At 32.7% G+C, this 20,346-nt stretch carries 15 protein-coding genes; 2 read left to right on the forward strand and 13 right to left on the reverse strand.

Features of this window, described 5'->3' with window-relative positions; genetic code table 11:
- Positions 1 to 18: 18 nt before the first annotated feature.
- The 9 genes from N7277_RS00125 to N7277_RS00165 form a co-directional block, all read right to left on the reverse strand.
- Entirely contained in the window at positions 19 to 4,266 is a 4,248-nt protein-coding gene (locus tag N7277_RS00125) for a T9SS type B sorting domain-containing protein (protein WP_274779771.1), read from the reverse strand.
- 89 nt (positions 4,267 to 4,355) lie between these two features.
- A complete protein-coding gene (locus N7277_RS00130; protein ID WP_274780839.1) occupies positions 4,356 to 5,681 on the reverse strand; it encodes a hydroxymethylglutaryl-CoA synthase family protein in 1,326 nt (441 codons plus the stop codon).
- A 162-nt stretch (positions 5,682 to 5,843) separates the two neighbouring features.
- Complete coding sequence (locus tag N7277_RS00135; protein WP_274779772.1) at positions 5,844 to 8,345, reverse strand: M1 family metallopeptidase; 2,502 nt, start codon at positions 8,343 to 8,345, stop codon at positions 5,844 to 5,846.
- A gap of 183 nt (positions 8,346 to 8,528) precedes the next feature.
- Positions 8,529 to 9,323 (reverse strand): thymidylate synthase, encoded by a 795-nt coding sequence (locus N7277_RS00140; protein ID WP_069797779.1) that lies wholly within the window; start codon positions 9,321 to 9,323, stop codon positions 8,529 to 8,531.
- 59 nt (positions 9,324 to 9,382) lie between these two features.
- A complete protein-coding gene (locus N7277_RS00145) occupies positions 9,383 to 9,823 on the reverse strand; it encodes a hypothetical protein (protein ID WP_274779773.1) in 441 nt (146 codons plus the stop codon).
- 115 nt (positions 9,824 to 9,938) lie between these two features.
- Complete coding sequence (locus N7277_RS00150) at positions 9,939 to 11,288, reverse strand: alpha-amylase family glycosyl hydrolase (protein ID WP_274779774.1); 1,350 nt, start codon at positions 11,286 to 11,288, stop codon at positions 9,939 to 9,941.
- 99 nt (positions 11,289 to 11,387) lie between these two features.
- A complete protein-coding gene (locus N7277_RS00155) occupies positions 11,388 to 11,969 on the reverse strand; it encodes an IS1096 element passenger TnpR family protein (RefSeq protein ID WP_274779775.1) in 582 nt (193 codons plus the stop codon).
- A gap of 189 nt (positions 11,970 to 12,158) precedes the next feature.
- Positions 12,159 to 13,178, reverse strand: coding sequence for a sensor histidine kinase (locus tag N7277_RS00160; RefSeq protein WP_274779776.1), 1,020 nt, complete (start codon positions 13,176 to 13,178; stop codon positions 12,159 to 12,161).
- 28 nt (positions 13,179 to 13,206) lie between these two features.
- The gene (locus tag N7277_RS00165; RefSeq protein WP_274779777.1) at positions 13,207 to 13,884 is read right to left on the reverse strand and encodes a response regulator transcription factor; all 678 of its coding nucleotides are present in this window, start codon (positions 13,882 to 13,884) and stop codon (positions 13,207 to 13,209) included.
- A 183-nt stretch (positions 13,885 to 14,067) separates the two neighbouring features.
- Here N7277_RS00165 and N7277_RS00170 point away from each other — a divergent pair, with 183 nt between their 5' ends.
- Both N7277_RS00170 and N7277_RS00175 read left to right on the forward strand, forming a co-directional pair.
- Positions 14,068 to 16,668, forward strand: coding sequence for a TonB-dependent receptor plug domain-containing protein (locus tag N7277_RS00170; protein ID WP_274779778.1), 2,601 nt, complete (start codon positions 14,068 to 14,070; stop codon positions 16,666 to 16,668).
- A gap of 32 nt (positions 16,669 to 16,700) precedes the next feature.
- On the forward strand, positions 16,701 to 17,924 hold the full coding sequence (locus N7277_RS00175; RefSeq protein WP_274779779.1) for a hypothetical protein: 1,224 nt from the start codon (positions 16,701 to 16,703) through the stop codon (positions 17,922 to 17,924).
- Positions 17,925 to 18,019: 95 nt separating this feature from the next.
- On the opposite strand, the gene N7277_RS00180 is transcribed toward N7277_RS00175, so the two are convergent.
- From N7277_RS00180 to N7277_RS00195, 4 genes are read right to left on the reverse strand one after another with little or no spacing between them, the layout of a single operon-like run.
- Positions 18,020 to 18,310, reverse strand: coding sequence for a barstar family protein (locus N7277_RS00180; protein ID WP_274780840.1), 291 nt, complete (start codon positions 18,308 to 18,310; stop codon positions 18,020 to 18,022).
- 60 nt (positions 18,311 to 18,370) lie between these two features.
- Positions 18,371 to 18,889, reverse strand: coding sequence for a ribonuclease domain-containing protein (locus N7277_RS00185; protein ID WP_274779780.1), 519 nt, complete (start codon positions 18,887 to 18,889; stop codon positions 18,371 to 18,373).
- A gap of 33 nt (positions 18,890 to 18,922) precedes the next feature.
- Positions 18,923 to 19,714: an NAD(+) synthase gene (gene nadE / locus N7277_RS00190; protein ID WP_274779781.1), complete on the reverse strand. Its 792-nt coding sequence runs from the start codon at positions 19,712 to 19,714 to the stop codon at positions 18,923 to 18,925.
- 20 nt (positions 19,715 to 19,734) lie between these two features.
- Positions 19,735 to 20,268, reverse strand: coding sequence for a GNAT family N-acetyltransferase (locus N7277_RS00195; RefSeq protein WP_274779782.1), 534 nt, complete (start codon positions 20,266 to 20,268; stop codon positions 19,735 to 19,737).
- Positions 20,269 to 20,346 lie beyond the last annotated feature (78 nt).

Here is a 20,346-nt window from a genome sequence, read left to right on the forward strand (position 1 = left end):
AAGCTTTTTTTAGTTATTTTAATTTCTATTTTTCAATAAAATCCAGCCGTTATATATTCTTCCGTCTGCTGCATTGATGAGATACCAATAAGCATCCGTGGCTAAGTTTCTTCCATTGAATTTACCATCCCAAATAAATTCGGTATTGCTAATTTGTTTGTAAACCAAATTTCCGAATTTATCAAAAATCTGCAAAGTAGAACTCTCAGGGAAAACATCTAGTCCCAAAAGTTTCCAATAATCATTAATTCCGTCTCCATTTGGCGTAAGCGTATTGATAATGCTGAAAATCCTTCCCATTCTCATATCTCCACGGCAATCTGAATCTGAATATCTTACATAAAAAGTATAATCACCAGGTTTCAAATTTCCAAAACGATTGCTTTCTTGCCAATTCATCATATCCATAGAATAGAGAATCTTTCTACCAGCGATGCCTATTGCAATTACATCATAATAATCATTTTGACCTCTAAGAGTTGTAATTTCTGGAGTGTCTATATTTATTACTTTGAAGGTTAAAGTATAATCACAATTAAGGGAATTGGTAAGTGTTAATTTATACGTTCCAACTTGTTTTACGCCAGAGATAAAATCTTTATTAGCTCCTTCAGAAATGCTTCCATCTGGATATTCCCATTTGTAATAAACAACATTTAAACCTGTGAAATTTGGCCTTATTTCTAATCCTATTTCGTCATTTTTACAATAATAATAGTCTGAAATTTCAATCATTGGAGTTTTCTTCAAAACAACATCTATTGTAAAATAATTAGGACAAAAACCACTTTGCGAAACTTTTACATAAAATTTTGTAATTCCTTTTTCTGCATCAAATAAATAAGAAGAAGACGTTTGAATTTTATTTTGAGAACTTGTCATATCCTGATAGGTTTCAAAATATTCGTAAGTGTATGAAAAGTTACTAAATGTAGTTTCAAAATCTGTTAAACTTATGGTTTCCTTATTATCATTTCCTGTATCACAAACATCTTTGTTAAATTGGTTCTGACTTAAACTTAACTGAGTTCCGTTTACAAAATTTACTTCAGCGCTACTTCCACAATCTTTTAGATTTTCTACATAGACCCAAATTTTAGAAGTATAAGGATTGAGAATAAAATTGCTTGGATTCTGTATTTCTCTACCCGAAATGCTAATATCTGTCTGATTAAGATAAAAAGAAAAAACGTTTTCCGAACTTGGAATTTGCACCATTTGAGCAGTGTAATCCATCAAATTCACATCATAAAAACCATCTACATTATTATCACAAATTTGAATAATAGAATTTCTTGCTTTTGCAGGAAAATAAGACAACAAATTGATTGGAGCTACCGAATAACAACCATAAGTTCTAGATTGAAAACGCGCATATACATATACATTACCCGCAGAAGTAGTAAAAGGTGAAGTTATTTTACCAACATTAGTTCCGTTATTAGCATCTGATTCAGTAACATAATACGTTATATTTAAATCTGAGAGTAGAACTTTATTAATATTTTGGTCAAAAATCTGAGAAGTAGCCAAATCTAAGTCAAATGATTCTCCAAAGTTTAAATCTTTATCACAAAGTTTCAGAACTGCATTTTTGGCTAAATAAATAGGCGGATAAAATTCTAAGTTAAAAGTAATTTTAGCAGCAGAAACACAATTCGAAAGCCTATCTCTTACTCTCACATATACCACACTTCCATTAGAAATAGGAATTTTGGTGGGATTATAATATGGATTACTGAAAATTTTATTTTGTGCATCATAAGACTGATAATACGCAAAATCTACATTTTCATTATTTATATTAATTTGAGATTCGTATAAAGTAGCATCTAATTCTTCTAATCCATCTGCATTATTATCACAAATATTTTTAACTACAGTTGTAACTTCCGATTTAATTTTTGGAGTACTTGTAAGATTAAATGTTACGGGAAAGATTAACACACAATCCCGATAACTCACTCTAGCATACACCACAAGACTTCCGTTTATTGTAGCTGTGGTAATATTGGTTCCACTTACATTAGCTATTGCAGCGGCATTGGAAGCAAAAAATAAAACCTGTGTTCCAGATTGATAATTAACTAATCTATAATAATTACTAAGTTGAACAGCTTCTGTATTATCATACAAATCATCACAAACAGAGAATTGATCTATATTCTTAACCAAATGAATTAAATATACATTAATCGCTTTTATTGAATAACAATCTGTACCTTTATCAAACCTTGCATAGAAAGTTTTGGTAACAAAATCTCCATCATCCGTAATGATTTGATTGGCAGGAATTATTTTATTTGGATCATTCGCCATTGCATCTTGGTAATTTCCAAAATAAACAGGTCCAGTAACCGTTCCGTCTAAAGGATCTAGAAGCATTCCTTTAGTAAGTATGTCTAGATTTACGGGTATATCTTGCGTACCATCAAAACAAATATAAGTATTAGAATCATTTAGTATTATCACTCCAAAAATTACATTCATATTAATTTCTGCAATAGAAAAACAGCCACCAGGATATTCTACCCTTGCATATACTTTATACTGTCCGTCTCTAATAGTAGTCATGCCGCTACTATAAGGAGATGCATTGTAAGCGTTGTCATAAGAACTAAAAACTCTTATTAAAGAAACTCCTAAATCTGCTGTAACTTTATCTTTAACCAAATCTATCCAATTAAAATTTTCAATTCCATCATTATTAGAATCACACATTTTAACTTCAATATCTACTGGAGACTTGACAATAGGCGTTGGATTAAATTTCACTGTTACAGGGCCTAAAACATTAGTACAAGTTTGGTAATCTAATCTTACAAAGAACTGGCTTCCATCTACTAAATCATAACCTGTTATTTGATTTATATTATTTAAAGCATCATCATAAGACTTGTAATAACGAATTATTCCATAGTAATTGTTCCCAACTAATTTTATATTAAAATTACTTAACAAATAATTACGCTCAATTTTATCATTCAGCATATCGCAAACTTCAACCTGATTGGTAAGAATATTCTCAGAAAAAAATTGAAATTGGAGCGTTGTAGTTCTTTTACAATTTGGCGTGTTTTTATTGGAAACCGTTACATTAAAATTTTTATTTGCACTTATCGAGAAAGGAGTATTTTCGTCTATAGCCAAACCACTTGCTGCATCTATAAATTCAAAATTGAAATTAGAAATATCGTTAGTTGTAAGAAACTGTTTATAATCTGCCAGCGTAATTTTATCAGCAATGTTACAAACTATTTTAGAATAAGGCTGAACTGTAGGATAATCTGTGGCAAATTTTATATTAATATCATCAGTATAAGTAATAGATTGCCCGTTACAAGTATTGTAAACGATGTTTACTTTAAATGTTTCATCTTTTTGAGGACAAACCATCTGATTTTTACTATAACCAATCACTCTTCCTGCTCCATCAAACCAAGTAAAATAAGGCACTAAATTACTTCCAGAAGGCTCAAAAATCCATGCTTCATTTTGAGCTGACCAAACTCCTGTATTTCTTCCAGGAGCTGAAAGCCCCAAATTACCAGAGGCATCATTTATTCCAATTAAAGCATTTGGATATTTTGCCAAATTACAAGGAAGCTCTTTATTTTTAACAAAAACCTCTATCTTATTGCTTCCTTCCGAAAGAACAATCTGCGAAGTGGAAGTTTGAGATTCACATCCCGAAACATTTCCTGCTTCAAAATTCACAATAAATTTTCTAAATGGAGCTGAACCTATAACAGAATAATTTATTTCAGAATTATCAGTTTTTAGAAAATACATATCGTGAAGTACTCCAAAAATAGATTTTTTAGGCAAATTTTGACTTGGCAAAGTATCTGTAAAATTAGGTGCATTAGGCTGATTTGCTTGTCCTATATCAAAACTTATCATTCCATTAGAGCCAATTACTAATTTATTATAAGTATTTTCATAAAAACAAAAAGTAAAAGGCAAATCTATTGTTCCAGAGAAAGAATCGTCTATATTTTCTTTAATTACCGTTTTGTTCGTAGCTGAATAAGGAGAATATGGAATTGACGAAACCGAATAAGAGTCTGTAAGTTTAAATTGAGGATAATTAGCCGTTAAATTAATGCAATTACCATTTACAAAAGGATAATTACAATCTATAAGCAGACTTTGATTTCCTTGACCATCGGAGATATAGAAATCCGACTGGCTTTGAGACTTAAAAAAACCAACCGATATTACAAATAATGTAAGAATATAAATAATTAATTTTCTTAATCTCATTAAAATTAGGTTTTACCAAAATTATTAATTAAAAACGAAAAAAAGAGATGTTTATTAAAAAAAAGCCGAGAAAATTCTCGGCTCGTTTTTTATCTTCTTTCGTAATATCTTGCTCCCACTAAAACTGGGCTTTCTTTTTCTACTTTTACCAATCCAAATCCTTTCCAATCTGGATTTACAGAAGTACCGAGTTTTTTTCGGTGGAGATTTTCATACGTGTCAAAATCTATTGCTCTGCGCTGATTCAGCACTTCGAAAATATTCCATTTTTCTACCACAGATTTCCATTCCTTCCCTATTTTACCGGCAAAAACTTTAGATTTACTTCCGCTTCCGTAGGCTAAAAATCCTAGTTCTTTTCCGGCTAAATCTTCCCCATTTTCATAAGAAACTTGGAAAGCAGAAAGCAATGCCATAAAAATAGAAGCGGTGTACATATTCCCAATTTCTGAACTTGCACGTTGCGTAATTTCTATTTTTTCAGCAACTAAATTTTTATACTCATCTGTTTGAGCGATGGCTTTAATATCATCAGAGCTTGCGGTATTCATTCCGTTTTCTATACCAAAAATTTCAGTGAATAATCGCTTCCCGTGGAATGCATACGGAAGGTGAAAAATCAAAAATCTCCAATTTTCATAAGGTTTCTCTCTTCCGCTTTCTTCTTTGTAGTGTTGATAAGCTTCTCTAATTCTATCTTGGTAACATTGGTTAGAATATTGACCGTCAAAAACAGGCTCATCTGTAAAAATTTCTACTTTGTCTGCGAAACTATCCGGTAAATTCTGTACCAAATCTTTAGTAGTTTCTCTTCTTGGCTTAAAAAAATCAAAAACGCTTTCTGTAGCTACTCCAAATTTATTTTCAATTTCCAAAAGTGTAGGATTTGCAGAAACCAAAAATGCAACTGCACCACCACCTTGCGTATATTCACCAGTAGAAGCCAATTCATATTTTGCATAATCAGAAGCAATTACAATGGCTTTTTTTTCTGGATTCGCTCTTACAAAATCTAGTGAATTGTGCAGCGCATCTACAGCACCTACACACGCAAAAGTCATATCTATTACGTCACAATTTTTGAAACATCTTGCTCCAAATTCTTTTTCTAGCTCTTTTTCTACCATTTGCATGGCATAAGTAGCAGTAGGTTTTGCAGCATCTAGCGCAGATTCTGTTCCTAGATAAATTCTAGAAATTTCTTTGGGATTTATTTTATAATCTTGTATTAATTTTAAAAGTGCTTCTGCGGCAAAAGTAGCTGCGTCTTCATGTACATCTGGAAAAGCCATCCTCTTCAGCCCTAAACCTTTTTCTAGTTTTGCAGGCTCTATTCCTCTTTTTTCGGCTAAATCCTTAATTTCTAAATATAAACTTGGCACAAAAAAACTTGCCGCTTCGATTCCGATTTTCATCATAATTCCTCAATTTTTGTACGAATTTAACGAGTTGAAAATTCCTGACAAAAGAATTATACTAAGAATTTTGTTTTTTATTTTAAATCTAAATAATTTTTAACATCAAAAAGCCCTTTTACAAAAAATGTAAAAGGGCTTTAATTTATTAGAAAAAATTAATTAGTTGCTGTAAGAAGTAATCGCTTTATTCAGCATTTCTATTTGAGTGTTTAGACTAGTGCTTGAAGGATTCTCTCTAAATAGTTTCATCTTTCTTTCTAACCCTTTTTTCAGCATTTGCACAATCATCATTTTCGCTTGTACATTATCGCCAATTTGACTTTTCGCTTGTCCTAAAACTTTCGTAAGATTGTGTACTGCTTTTGTATTATCAGAATCCATAATCCAATTGAAGCCTTCTTCTGCAGGTGCTGCTAATTTAGGATTTTGAAACTCAATAAAAGGATAAAACGCTACAAGAGAGGCAATATTTGGCATTTGATTAGTAATTTTATTTTTTACAATCACTGGCAAAAGCGTCATCACTAAATCTTCCGAAGCGCTTTCCAAATCTATTTTTTCAGCATAATTTACCACTTTTTCAGGAGCAACTTGTGCAATTCCAGAAAGTGAATTTCCTTTTACTGAATTAGAAACAGCATTGATTCCTTTTTCAAATAGTGGTAGATATTTAGGGTTTTTAGTCTTTGCTAAAACGCCAATTGCAGCTCCTTTTACCAAATTTTTCTCATCATTTTGCGCTAATTTTTCTACATCTGCTAAAAATGATTTTGGATCTTCTGGCAAACCTTCTAGCGCTAATAATCTATTTCTGTAAAACTTATCTTTCAAAGCTGCTGCATATAATTTATCTGCAAACGGATTTTTAGAAACTTGATCTTTGGCTTCTTCTATTGCCGTGTATTTGCTGTAAAAATCTTTAGCAGTAGTGTATTGTAGATATAATTGTTCTGGGGTTTTGTCTTGTTTAATATCGCTGAGCAATAAACCTTCAGGATTTGTATTAATCAATTCAGGATTTTTAGTCACATCAAAAACGAAGTCATTTTTCGCTTTTGCGGTTACCCAAATATCTTTTCTAGAAATTTTACCGTTTTCTAAGACATCAATAGACAATGGAAACTCAAATTTTTCTTCTTGGGTTTGAGCAATATTCACGGTGACTTGTTTTTTCATTGGGTCAAAAGTAGATTTTACTTCTAACTTCGGATAACCTTTCCCGAAATACCATTGATTAAAGAACCAGTTTAAATCTTTTCCCGAAACTTTTTCTAGAGAAAGTCTCAGTTGATGCGCTTCTCCAGTTCCATATTCATTGGTTTTAAGATAATCTGAAAGTCCAGTAAAAAACGCTTCATCTCCCAAATAATTTCTTAGCATGTGTAGAATTCCGCCTCCTTTATTATAAGAAACGCCATCAAACATGTCTTCTCTATCGGTATAATTAAATCTCACCAAATCTTTACCAAAATTTCTTGGGTCTGCTTTAGAATTTTTGAGAGATTTTAATCTTTTATAATCGGCTTCATCTTTTCCGTACTTGTATTCGTTCCAAAGACATTCTGAATAATCTGCAAAACTCTCATTTACAGTAAGATTACTCCAACTTTCTGCGGTTACTAAATCTCCGAACCAATGATGGAATAATTCGTGAGCGATTACATCTTCCCATTTGTTTTCGTCTGCTAAATCGCCCGCTTTTTGCTGTGCAGATTCTTCGTGAATCACTGCGGTCGTGTTTTCCATAGCACCAGAAACGTAATCTCTACCTACAATCTGTGCATATTTTTGCCAAGGAAAATCATAGTTTAATTTTTTAGAAAAGAACTCTATCATTTCTGGAGTATTCCCAAAAATTTGTTTCGCATACGGTTCGTATTCTTTTTCTACATAATAATCTACGTCTATATTTCTCCATTTATCTTTAATCACGGCATATTCTCCCACTCCCATGAAAAATAAATACGGAGCGTGTTTTTTGTCCATTACCCAATGATCCGTTCTCAGGTTTTCACCTAAATTTTCAGAACTTTTTAAAATCCCGTTAGAAAGGGTTACATATTGTTTAGGAACCGTCATGTAAATTTCCTGCGTGGTTTTCTGATTAGGCTTATCTATAGTAGGAAACCAACAAGAAGAAGATTCTGTTTCGCCTTGAGTCCAGATTTGTGTAGGTTTATCTGCATCTTTTCCTTGAGCATTGATGAAATAAAGTCCTTTTGCATCATTAATTGCAGCAGAACCTTTTTGTTTTACTTCATTTGGTCTCGCTACATATTTGATATAAACCGTATAATCTTGATTTTTTTGGTAAGTTTTATCCAAAGAAATTTTTAGAGTATCTTCTTTGTAATCATATTTCAAAGGAGTTCTTGCACCATTTTTCTCTAATGCTACCTCATTAATAATCATTCCTTTAGCATCTAAAACCAATTCATCAGAAGCATAAAAAAAAGGTGAAGCAGTAATCCAAGCCTCTCCGTTCATTTGCTCTTTTTCAAAATTGAAATTCACACGCAATTTGGTGTGTTTCAGTTCTGTAGATTTGGTATGAGTAGCTCTGTAAACACCAGTTCTGCCAGAAGTTTCGGTTTGTGCAAAAGTGTAATTGTCAGTAGAAAAAAGCCCTAAAAATAAGGCTGCAATGAGTAGTTTCTTCATTCTAAAATTTTGTATTTCGGTTAATTAGTCCCATTTATGTACTCTTTGTTACGTATAAAAACTTTGCCAAAGTTAAAATTATTCTAAAATTAACTTTGGCAAAATCCTAAAAAAAATCAAAATTTACTCCCTAAATCTTAGAGGAAATAAATTTTGATTCTCAAATATTTAATGAATTATCATTTAAATCGCTACTGGCGCTTTAATTCCAGGATGTGGATTGTAATTTTCTAACGTAAAATCTTCAAAATCGAAATCAAATAAATCTTTAATTTCTGGATTGAGTTTCATAGTTGGCAATGCTCTAGGTTCACGAGAAAGTTGCAATTTTACCTGCTCAAAATGGTTGTTATAAATATGAACATCTCCGAAAGTATGCACATAATCTCCCACTTCTAAACCACAAACCTGCGCCACCATCATACAAAGCAATGCATAACTCGCAATATTAAAAGGGACGCCTAAAAATACATCAGCACTTCTTTGATACAATTGTAGTGACAATTTTCCATCTGCCACATAAAACTGAAACAATGCATGACAAGGCGCTAGAGCCATATTTGGAATTTCTGCTGCATTCCAAGCAGAAACGATGAGTCTTCTAGAATCTGGATTTTTCTTTATTTGCTCTACTACTTCTACGATTTGGTCTACCACTTTTCCATCTTTTCCTTCCCAGGTTCTCCATTGTGCTCCATAAACTGGACCAAGATTTCCGTTTTCATCTGCCCATTCATTCCAAATAGAGACCCCATTATCCGTAAGATATTTGATATTGGTATCGCCTTTTAGAAACCACAACAATTCATAAATAATAGACTTCAAATGCACTTTTTTGGTCGTTACCAAAGGAAACCCTTTAGACAAATCATATCGCAGTTGGTAACCAAAAACGCTTCTGGTTCCCGTTCCTGTTCTATCGGTTTTATCGGTTCCGTGGTCTAAAATATGCTGGAGTAAATCTAAGTAGTTTTGCATAATAGTTCAATATTCTTGGTTCTAAGTTCTGAGTTGACTTCTACAAATTAAAGAAAATTTCACCAAATATTTTTGATGAATTGAGTTAAGTTATTCACAATGAATGTTTCACCAGATTTTTTACCATTCATGGCTTTTGCTAATGGCGATTCTGCTGAAATGATGAATATTTTTTCTTGATTGAAACTCAATTCGCCTAAAGAAACTGCAATAAAAAATTTGCCTTTATCTGTTTCCACTAAACTTCCCAAATTGACGGTTTTATGAGAAATAGGCTGAATATTTTTAAGAACCTGTTGAGATTTCAGTTGTTCATTCAGTTGAAGCTGAAGGTTATTAATTTCTTGCTGAAGCATTTCTCGGGAAGTTTCATACTTGTCTCCCATAGAACTTTTGGTATCATTATTAGAAGCTCTGGTTTCGGCAATGAATTGTTCTAATTTCTGTATTTTTTCAGAAATTTTTTGCTTTACCAGTTCTAAAAGTTCAGCTTTATTCATCTTTTAATTTTTGGCTAAAGCCCTAATGATTTACTTATTAAAAAGTCGGACTTTAGCCCGACTCTATTGATTATTTTTAACATCAAACCCTATTATCTAAGATTTTATATTTTATTTATTTTTCGAAAACAATATGTTCCCATTTGTACATTTCTATAGTTGGTTTTGTATCAAAATCTGTAGTTAAACCAGAGAAAATACTTTTGAATTTTCCTTTTACCGTTTCGTCTAAAATCTGTACTTTCAAGTGTTGAGAATCTGATAAATTAAGGATTACCAAAACTTCATCATTTCCATTTTTTCTAATATAAGCAAGTACTTGATCTGGAGCGCTGGTTTGCAAAATTTGGGTAGTTGCTTGGTCATCGCCTCCTCTCAAAGCAGGGTTTTTAGATTTAAGCTCGAATAATTTTTTGTAGAAATTTTCTAATTTATTTTCCCCATTCCAAGGAATTGGGTCTTTCTCGAAAAATTCTAGTCTCTTATTTAATAATGGTAATTCTTGACCGTTGTACATCAGCGGAACTCCATTCCAAGTTGCAGAAAACACGGCTAGAGTTTTGGCCATTTCGCCATACTTTTCATATTCTGTTCCGTTCCATGTATTTTCATCATGATTGGTGGTAAACCAAGCTCTCATGCTTTTATTTCCGATGGTAGAATATTGTGATAATAGATTCGTTAAATCTGTAAGTGGTAATTTTTTCTGATAAAACTCTTTGGTAAGGTGCATCCATTTCCAGCTGTAACTCGCATCAAAAACTGTAGCATAATCTGGATTGTCTAATTCATCATATTCTCCTAACCAAAAAAGTGGTTTTATGGTTTCTACTTCAGGTTTTGCTTGTTGCCAGAAATCTACTTCTACCCATGAAGCTAAATCACATCTGAATCCATCAATGTTCGTTTCTCTTACCCAATATTTCATGGCTTCAATCATGGCTTCACGCATTTTTGGGTTCTGATAATTGAGTTCTATGATGTCATCCATTCCAGAAGCAATTTGGAAATCATTGGTTTTAGGATCCATCAAATAAAAATCTGGATGAGTTTTGGTCCAAACATGATCCCATCCTGTATGATTCGCCACCCAATCGATAATTACTTTAAAACCCAATTTATGGGCTTCGTTTATCACACTTTTAAAATCTTCTAAAGTCCCAAATTCTGGATTGATAGAGGTGTAATCTTGTGCAGCATATTGACTACCAAGCGTTCCTTTTTTATTTTTTTGAGCGATGGGTGTAATTGGCATAAACCAAAGTGTTTCTACACCCATTCTTTTAAGTCTTGGTAATTCTTTTTCTACAGCTTTGAAGGTCCCTTCTTTAGAAAATTGTCTTACGTTTACTTCATAAATGTTGGTGTTATGTTTCCAGTCAGTTGTCATTGTTTTCTGATTTTGTAAAGCGGTGCAAGAGATTAGTGACAAGCCTAACATTGCAGATAAAAAAAGCTTTTTCATAGTTGAAATTTTAGCGAAACAAATGTAGTGATTGTATGCTAAAACCAATAAAAAATCCGGAAAAGTTTTCCGGATTTTTATCATAAATTTCAATATTATTTAATCATCATCACCTTCATCATCGATGAAATCATCGCCAAAACCATCATCTTCGTCTTCGTCTTCCGTAGCAAACTCGTCATCAAAATCATCTTTAAAATCTGCGTCTAAATCTGCAAAATCATCATCCATGAAAGCAGCGGCAACAGAAGCTTTGCCAGAAACGCCACCAGATTTTCCTGGAGCTTTTAATGGCACATTACCAAATCTAAAAACGGTAATTGGATAATTTACTGCTGGTTTTTCATCTATAATCTCTACTAATTCACAGAAAAATTCCCATAAATCAATAAGACCATACTGAAACTGCACTTTGTCTCCTACTTCTTGGAAGGCTTCCATGAGGTAAACATCTGACATGATTTCTCCGTCTCCATCATCGCTCATATCTTCTAGTGGAACGGTTTTCACCTCCATTCCTTCTTCATCTAGAATACTGAACATAGACAACTCGTCACCCTGCAAACTGAAAGCACTTTTGATCCCATTATGTAAGTTCCAAAGGGTTTGCTTTTCTTTAATTTCAATATCTCTAAAAATATTGTCTTTTGAATCTAGAATTACTCTAATTTTATAAACCATATTTTACTTTTTACTAATATTTAGAAGCTAATTGTATTAAAGTATTTTTATTGATTTTGATGTTTAAAATTTCGGTTACAAAGATAAAACAAAAGAAATATGACTTTCTAAAAAAATAAATTTTTATTCAAAAAAGTTTTTATTAAATTCCCAGCGTTTTCTGGTGCCAATATACAGAAATTATTAATACTACAAAGCTTTTTCTAGATAAAAAGTAAAGAGTGTTCCTTCTAGATATTTGCTTTCTACAGTAATACTTTGGTGATGAGCTTCTAGAATATGTTTTACGATGGCAAGACCTAGCCCAGAACCGCCGTCTTTACGGTTTCTGCTGGTTTCTACCCTATAGAATCTTTCGAAAATTCTAGGCAAGACTTCTGGCTTGATTCCCATTCCGTTATCTTGCACGATAATTTTCACTTTTTCTTGCTCAGTTTTAGTGATTACTTTAATCAAAGCTTCTTCCCTATTAGAATAATGAATGGCGTTTGAAATAAGATTGGTAAGTACTTGAGAAATTTTTTGCTTATCTGCTCTTACCATAATAGCAGTTTGCGAGGTTTGCAAAACTAATTTTGCAGATTTTTTATGCGCTTCGATTTCTAATAAATCGAAGATTTCTTTTGTCAAAGCATTGATATCAAAAACAGAATAGTTGATAGAAATTTCTGCAGCTTCGTATTTTGAAATTTGGTCTAAATCGGTGACGATGTTCAGTAATCGCTCTACAGAATTCCCGATGCGTTCTAGATACTTATCTCTGATGTTAAGATTTTCTACCGCGCCATCCTTCAGAGTTTCTACATAACCTTGAATAGAAAAAAGTGGTGTTTTCAGCTCATGAGAAACATTACCGATGTATTCTTTTCGGTAATCTTCCATTTCTTTCATCATGTCGATTTCTGAAACGTTTTTTTGGATTCTCTCTCCTAACTGTTGAAAATTTACATTTTCTTCTTCTTGAAGAATATTTTCGGGAAGAATATCAGAAATTCGCTTGATTTGTTTCTTTCCATACGAATTGAATAGTAATTCTAAAACGAAATAATTGAGTAATGCAATAAAAACGAGACTGATGCTTAGATAAAAGTAAAAAGAGTGAGTATCTGCAATCACTATTTGCTGTACATAATTGAAAGCCAAGGCTACTATTGTCATGGCACAAGTAAGAATACATGCTGCAAAAAGAGAAAGTCTATTGATTTTCATATCACATTTTCTGAGAAAAACGCTAGATTTACACTACTAATTTGTAGCCAATTCCTTTGAGTGTTTGGATAGAATTATCTCCTAATTTTTCCCTCAACCTTCTGATGTGTACATCTATGGTTCTCTCTCCTACGATTACATCATTTCCCCAAACTTTGTCTAAAATTTCTTCTCTTTTAAAAACTTTTTGGGTGTTAGAGGCTAGAAGATAAAGCAAATCAAATTCTTTTTTCGGGAGTAAGAAATGTTCGCCATTTTTGGTGACTTTAAAATTATCTTTATCAATCACCAAGTCGCCCAATTCTATTAATTTAGACTGTTCTGCAACTTGAGTAGTGAGTTGTAAAAGTGCATTAACTTTAGAAATAAGAACTTTTGGCTTGATAATTTTCACAATATAATCATTAGCTCCTGCATCAAAACCTGCTAACTGAGAAAACTCTTCGCTTCTGGCTGACAAGAAGACAATAAGTGTTTTTTGCAAATCCTTTATTTGACGCATTTCTTGGCACGTTTCTATCCCATCTTTTTCTGGCATCATTACATCTAGTAAGATTAAATCTGGGATAATTTCTTTGGCTTTAACGATGCCTTCATTGCCATTGTTAGCCGTAAAAACCTGATATCCTTCTTTTTCGAGGTTGTATGACAAGATTTCTAAAATATCTTGTTCATCATCTATTAAAAGAATCTTTTTTCCTTTCATCTATACATTTTAACCTCTCAAAATTAATGAAAATTTACATTGGAAACATAATTATTTAAAACTTCACAATAATTTAACATAAAAGAATTTTTGGTAAAGATTTCTTAAAACAAAATTAATTTTAGCTAAACCAGACTTGGCTGTGTTTCTTTCTTTCTTTGCGCCAAATAAGAAGTAAAAAAAATGAATTTTAGAAAAATAAGTTTAGCAGCACTATTTTTAATGGCATCGCAACAAGTGATTTTTTCTCAAGTTACTAAAACAGACTCTACAAAAACCAATTCTGAAAAAGTAATAGAAGGAATTCAATTGAGAGGCAATACCAATAAAAAATCTGAAAGCGCTATCTTAGGTGAACAAAGAAAAGCTATTGTACAGAAACAGTCTATTGGTGCAGAAGAGATTTCTAGAAAAGGAATTTCTAACCTAGAACAAGGGCTCACCAAAATCACAGGGATAAACACTGTAGAATCTAGAGGTTTATTCGTGAGAGGATTAGAAGAGAGATATAATTCACTTTTGGTAAACGGATTAGCAACTCCATCTAATAACCCATTCCAGAAAATTATTGAATTAAAACAATTTCCTACCGACATTGTAGGAAAATTTGATGTTTATAAAACCTACAATGCCAATCTTTATGGAGATTTCGCAGGAGCTACCTTTGATATTGAAACTTTAGTTCCAGAGAATTCTTTTACTAAAATGGATTTTTCGGTAGGTGTAAATTCTATAAGCACTTTTAGAAATCATTTTAAAATTAATCAAAACGCTAATAACATGTCTGGTTTCATTGGCTTAAATGCTGAAGACAGACAACTTCCTGTAGAAGTAAATGGTTACAGACCGAGTGGAGCTTACATTCCTAACACCTCATTTAAAGATACCTGGAATGTAGACAATGTAAAATCACTTCCTAATACATCCATAGGATTTACTACTTCACAAAGATTAAAATTTAAAAATGGTGGAAATTTAGGATTCCTTTTTAATCTTACTCAAGGTACTGAATATAACTACAAAGAAGGAAACGATAACACTTTTGACACTAACGGAGTTTACAAAAACAAACTTTACAAAAGAGAATACAATTATAATATCCAATCTACTGCTTTAATTGGTTTAAGCTATAAAAAAGCTGGAACTAAAGTAGATTTAAACGGTACTTTCTTACAAAACTCTTTTAACCAAATTCAAGATTATGATGGTTACAGAGATAATAAGGACCAAGATATCATGTTCTTCCGTACTAACCAGCAAGACCTTTCTAGGTTAACAGATGTACAGTTATTGGTTTCACAAAAATTAGGAGACAGACATCAGTTTAAAGCTGGTGGAAGCTGGGTAAACAACTGGTTCCAACAGCCAGACAGAAAAACTTTTTATGGTTTCAGAACGGGTGACAATCAATTATTAATGAGCTACGGTGGAAACAACTTAATCAGACAATATCTTGATTTAAGTGGAGTAAACTATTTTTCTGCAATGGCAGAGTACCAAGTAAATCTTGGCAAAAAACAAGAAGACAATTACTACCCTGTTACTATTTCTGCTGGTTATAGCGGTTTTGCAGACAGCAGAACCATGTCTTATCGTTTTATCTATTCTACAACAACTGGGGTTCAAGATATTATCAACATAGATTCTCCAGACAGCAGTTTTGCTACAGCAAATGCTAATGGAAAATTCCAATGGCAAGAAAGTGCTCAACCTAACTACAAAGCTTTCCTTTATCAGTTTGTAAATGCTGGATATGCGAATTTAAATTTCAAGCCTAATAAATCTTGGGATATTCTTGCAGGAATTAGAGCAGAAAACAACATTACCATTACCAGATATAAACTGATTACAGATAACATCAATGGTAGTTTCAGAAACATTACCAAGAATCAAAATTATTTCTTGCCTTCACTTTCTGTTAAAAAAGCGCTTAATAACAAATCTAATTTAAGACTTGCGGTAAGTAAAACGATTACAAGACCTATTCTTATCGAAACCATGCCTATAGAATATATTAACCCAGACAACAATACTATCTTGGGGAACTACAATATTCCGAATACCAGTTTTGGCAATGATTTTAAAGGTCTAGACAATAGTCAGAACTATAACTTTGACTTAAAATATGAGATTTTCCCTAAATCAAGTGAAATTTTTGCAGTTAACTTTTTCGGAAAAATCGTAGACAGAGCCATCGAAAGAAGTTTAATATCTTCTTCAAACTCTAATGGTACCACTACTACTTTCTTTAATGCTAAACAAGCAAAACTTGCAGGGTTAGAATTAGAAGGCACATTTAACTTAGGAAGAATTTCAGATAATCTAAACAGATTAAATTTTGGAGCTAATTTCACTTACATCTATTCTGATGTAGAAAAATCTGATGCTCAAAAATCTGAAACTAATTTCAGCAAAAAAAGAGGATTACAAGGTGCAGCTCCGTGGATGCTGAATGTAGATTTAAAATATGATTTCAAAAATTCTAATAACTTAAAGAGAACCGCTTCTTTGGTTTACAATACTTCTGCTAAGAAAATCTATGCAGTAGGTTTCGGAGGATTAGACCATGTTTATGAACAACCTTTCCATCAGTTAGATTTCATATTCCAATCTGAACTTTCTAAAAAAGTAGATGTGAAATTCGGAGTTTATAATATCCTTAACCAAACATACAAACTAAAAATGGGCGACGAAAGCACCATTAATATCTCAACTCCAAACTTATTGTTAGAAGACTATAAAAAAGGAATTTCTTACAACTTAAGTTTCGGAATTAAATTTTAATAAATAAGTAAAAATAAAAATTATCAATTAATATGAAAAAGAACATTTTCAAATTATTAGCTTTAGCTACAGTTTTCACCGTATCATTACAATCTTGTACTGTAGAAATCAGAGAAGATGCAGACAAACCTACTACAGATGGTTCTGGAACTACTACTGGTTCTGTAATGTCTGGTTCTGGAACACTTTCTGGAACAATTACTAAAGACTTGACCATCAAAAAAGGAACTTATTATATAGACGGACTAGTAAGAGTAACTGACGGAGTAAAACTTACTATAGAACCAGGAGCTACTTTTTATGCTAAAACTACTACAACCAGTGGTTTAATCATCTTAAAAGGTGCAAAAGCATATATGGAAGGTACTGCTACTGAACCTATCGTTTTTACTACAGAATCTAAAAAACCAGGAGATTGGTGTGGTATCACAATCTACGGTGATGCTCCTATCAAAGCTAACGGAGGTGGTTCTACTGCAACTTCTGAAGATGGATTAAATCAAATCTATGGTGGTACTGATGTAGGCTCTAACTCAGGAGTATACAGATATATAAGAGTAGAATATGGTGGTAAAAAAATTGGAGACGGAACTTCAGAATTTAACAATATTACTTTCTATGCGGTAGGTTCTGGTACTATTGTAGAAAACATAGTTTCTTACAAAGGTACAGATGACGGTGTAGAATTTTTTGGAGGAACTGTTTCTGCTAAAAACTTCATTTCTTACGGAAATTTTGATGATTCTTACGACTGGCAAGACGGTTGGTACGGACAAGACAACAGCAATTGGTTCGCTTACCAAACAGGAACAGGTAACTTCGGTATGGAAATAGAATCTTCTAACAATGCAGATGCAAACTTCCCTAAAGTAGCTGGTATTACATTAATTAGAGCGGCAGGTACTAATCCAGAAGTTGCTGGTTCTTCTGAAATCTCAGCAATTCAATTTAAAAAACATGGAAATGGTAAATTTTCAAATGTTTACATGGAAGGTTACAAAAACACTGGTGGAAAACAAGCATATCCTGTTCTTATCCAAGATTCACCAACGGATGTAAGCCAAGTAATCGCTGGAAAAATTGCTGTAACTCCAATTAATGTTGTAGATTCAGACAACGCTGGAGTATGGGGTTATTCTGGATTCACTTCTACTGCTCCAAAAACAATTACCAATTCTGCGGTAACTAAAGTTTCTATCACTGGTGGAAACTGGTCAACTGTAGAAGGTGTAGATTTAACTACTCTTTTAAAATAATGAGCTAATGTAAATCAAGTTCATATACAAATAAAAACGCCCCGAAGAATTTCGGGGCGTTTTTTATTTAATTTTTTTAAATGTAAAATCGTAAATTAAGACTCCTCATCTTCATATTGCTCCAGATAATAAGCAAAACTAAAATCTTCTACCTCATCTTCGGCATCTTCTAAAGTGGTCAATAAATCTTCGAAAATTTCTAATTGCTCTACACTCATATTGACAAACTCTAGATGAAGTGGCGTTTCTAATTCGCCTGTAATCACATCAAAAAGCGCATCGAGATTATCCCCAAAATGCTCTGGTAAAGGTAATTTTTCTTTCAGTTGAGTATAAAAATCCTCATAATCACCAATTTCTAAAAAATCTATATATACTTCCATAATTTTATTTCAAGTTTCAAAGTTAGTAAACATCTCGCTTACAGCATCCAACTATCGGCAAATTTATTTTTCCTCGAAACTTCTGTAATGATCAAACGTCACGAAAACCAACCCATCATTAGAAAAAACTACTCTATCTGCATTTCTATTGCCACAATTATAATTAAGATCTGCTTCGTAATATTTTCGTCCAGATTTTGTTGGGAGAGATTTTTGTCGGTTTGTCCAAATATCACCACCAATAGCTTTTCCGGGAGCAACTTCGCAAAGATTTCCTCTGCTTGGAACCCAACCCATAGATTTTGCTTCGGATTTTGTGATATAATAATCGGGTAATTCTCCGTGTTGTTTCAGATATTTTACCACCAATTCATCATTGGTTAATTCATTAATATTATTTCTTGAAGAATTTTCATAAGAATAAGAATTGTTGTGATTCTGATTGTCAGATTTTTGGTAAGAAATTTCTGTATTTTTTGTATTGTTTTTCTTCTCAATTTTATAATTATTGAAAAGGTACATTAGAAGCATTCCAAGTGCAAATGCAATAATTATATAAAAAAGTGACTTTTTATTATCCATGTTTTTTTGATTCTATCTCTTTAATTTTCCAACTTAATCTCTCCATTCTTCCGGAATATCACAAACCGGAATTGGATTCATTTTATGTTGCGCAGCTTTGTGCATTTTGCTGAAAATTTTGAAAACTTCTAAATCTCTTCCAGAGTATTCTGCTTCGGTTTTTGTTCCCCATTCTTTTTGGATTTTTTCCAATTCAGGATAGGTGGCGCCGATTTGTTGTTCATCTGTTCTATCCACATCCCAAAGTCCATCTGTAGGAATCGCATTTTTGATGGATTCTGGCAAATCTAAAGCTCTTGCCAAAGCATATACTTCAGTTTTGTACAAATCTGCAATCGGCGAAACATCTACTCCACCATCGCCATATTTGGTATAAAAACCAATCCCGAAATCTTCCACTTTGTTCCCAGTTCCACAAACTAAAAGTCCGTTGATTTGTCCGTAATAATACAGCGTCAGCATTCTCAATCTGCTTCTGGTATTGGCAAAAGCCAATTTTTCAGCAGGAAACTCCTGGTCTTTTACTTCAAAAGTTTTATATAACGCTTCGAAAGGTTCATTTAAATCTACCGAAAATCCTTCCACATTAGGAAATTGAGTTTTTAGAAAATCTATATGTTCCAAAGCACGAGAAGCTTGGTCTGTTTTTTGACGAATCGGCATTTCTAAAGCTAGAACCTTCAAGCCTGTCATCGCGCAAAGCGTAGAAACCACACCAGAATCTACCCCTCCTGAAACTCCTATTACATAACCTTTTGCTCCTGCTTTTTCTGCATAATCTTTTAGCCAAGAAACTATTCTTTCAATTATTTTTTCTGATTGCATGTATTTCAATTTTTACTGTTTTAAAAATTTTCTTTCTTTAATTCATACCAATAACACTCTGCACCATCCAGCTCATCTACAAACTTTTCTTTTTCTTCGAAACCCAATTTTCTTAAAGTATGGATAGAAGCGTCATTTCCAGAATGAGCATGAGCACAAATTTCATCTAAATTCAAGTCGTTAAAACCATATGCTATAAATGCTTTTGCAGCTTCTGTAGCATAACCTTTACCCCAATATTCTGGTAAAAATCGATAGCCCAAATCATACACATTTTTAATTCCGTTGATTTCTTCTGTTAAAAATTTCAATCCACTCCATCCAATTAGTAAATTGCTGGCTTTTTCTATCACTCCATACCTTCCGATTCCGTTCTCTGCATATTGCTTTTGAATCATCTTAATAACCTCTACAGATTGTTCTATTTGACTCAATGGCGCGATGCCTATATATTTCATTACCTCTGCATTAGAATCTAATAAAAACAGACGTTCTGCATCATCTAAATTCAGCGGTCTTAAAATCAATCTTTCTGTTTCTAAAAATTCTACCATCCTTTTATTTTTTACTATTTTTGCGAAACTAATTTTTTGTAAAAATAATTAAATTTTTACCGAACCAACTGATGAGTT

This window comes from Cloacibacterium sp. TD35, from assembly GCF_028864635.1.
GTDB lineage: Bacteria > Bacteroidota > Bacteroidia > Flavobacteriales > Weeksellaceae > Cloacibacterium.

Bases quoted from the DNA above. Each gene is read 5' to 3' on its own strand.
- N7277_RS00155 (WP_274779775.1), bottom strand. From the start codon at position 11,969: ATGGTTTATAAAATTAGAGTAATTCTAGATTCAAAAGACAATATTTTT.
- N7277_RS00130 (WP_274780839.1), bottom strand. From the start codon at position 5,681: ATGAAAATCGGAATCGAAGCGGCAAGTTTTTTTGTGCCAAGTTTATAT.
- N7277_RS00140 (WP_069797779.1), bottom strand. From the start codon at position 9,323: ATGCAAAACTACTTAGATTTACTCCAGCATATTTTAGACCACGGAACC.
- N7277_RS00125 (WP_274779771.1), bottom strand. From the start codon at position 4,266: ATGAGATTAAGAAAATTAATTATTTATATTCTTACATTATTTGTAATA.
- N7277_RS00175 (WP_274779779.1), top strand. From the start codon at position 16,701: ATGAAAAAGAACATTTTCAAATTATTAGCTTTAGCTACAGTTTTCACC.
- N7277_RS00170 (WP_274779778.1), top strand. From the start codon at position 14,068: ATGAATTTTAGAAAAATAAGTTTAGCAGCACTATTTTTAATGGCATCG.
- N7277_RS00160 (WP_274779776.1), bottom strand. From the start codon at position 13,178: ATGAAAATCAATAGACTTTCTCTTTTTGCAGCATGTATTCTTACTTGT.
- N7277_RS00145 (WP_274779773.1), bottom strand. From the start codon at position 9,823: ATGAATAAAGCTGAACTTTTAGAACTGGTAAAGCAAAAAATTTCTGAA.
- N7277_RS00195 (WP_274779782.1), bottom strand. From the start codon at position 20,268: ATGGTAGAATTTTTAGAAACAGAAAGATTGATTTTAAGACCGCTGAAT.
- N7277_RS00150 (WP_274779774.1), bottom strand. From the start codon at position 11,288: ATGAAAAAGCTTTTTTTATCTGCAATGTTAGGCTTGTCACTAATCTCT.
- N7277_RS00135 (WP_274779772.1), bottom strand. From the start codon at position 8,345: ATGAAGAAACTACTCATTGCAGCCTTATTTTTAGGGCTTTTTTCTACT.
- N7277_RS00185 (WP_274779780.1), bottom strand. From the start codon at position 18,889: ATGGATAATAAAAAGTCACTTTTTTATATAATTATTGCATTTGCACTT.
- N7277_RS00165 (WP_274779777.1), bottom strand. From the start codon at position 13,884: ATGAAAGGAAAAAAGATTCTTTTAATAGATGATGAACAAGATATTTTA.
- nadE (WP_274779781.1), bottom strand. From the start codon at position 19,714: ATGCAATCAGAAAAAATAATTGAAAGAATAGTTTCTTGGCTAAAAGAT.